General features: G+C 39.5%; 1 protein-coding gene. It reads left to right on the top strand.

Translation table 11 applies throughout. From position 1 onward, the window contains the following. The coding region (locus tag H131_RS22680; protein ID WP_010861474.1) for a DUF7852 domain-containing protein at positions 1-440 on the top strand (440 nt) is incomplete at both ends.

The raw sequence follows: 440 nt of genomic DNA, 5'->3' as shown, positions 1-440 counted from the left end.
GCAACTGAAATCAAAAGAGTGAAAAAAAATGTATTCCTGAATCAAGTTAAACTGGTACCGGTTAGATTCACACGTATTGCTGGCACTGACTTTTTTAGGGTAACACGGGCTAAATTATTTGTAGCAGGACATATTCGTAAAAATATAGAATATGCTTCAGCAGAATGTAATGGGGCACTTCGAGATAGAATTGCGGATGTTCCGTTTTCTGGTTTTGCAGACCTCACTTTCCCACAAGAAGCTGGAGGCCCTACTCCAATCTTAGGAATTTCCGAGTTTGCCGAAGTGAACTTCCTTAATGAACATACTCAACTGGATGCTCGATTGGATAAGTTTTTCTTCCAAAATCTCGTGAAATACAATGAACAACCATTTGGCGAGTTAGTAGCTGCAAACTTCTTTGAACTTGATTTTTCACCAACTATGGCAAGACCTGAAGG

Source organism: Lysinibacillus sphaericus OT4b.31 (assembly GCF_000392615.1).
Classification (GTDB): domain Bacteria; phylum Bacillota; class Bacilli; order Bacillales_A; family Planococcaceae; genus Lysinibacillus; species Lysinibacillus sphaericus_B.
The sequence above is the reverse complement of the archived record's forward strand: the minus strand, read 5'-3'. Positions and strand labels throughout refer to the sequence as shown.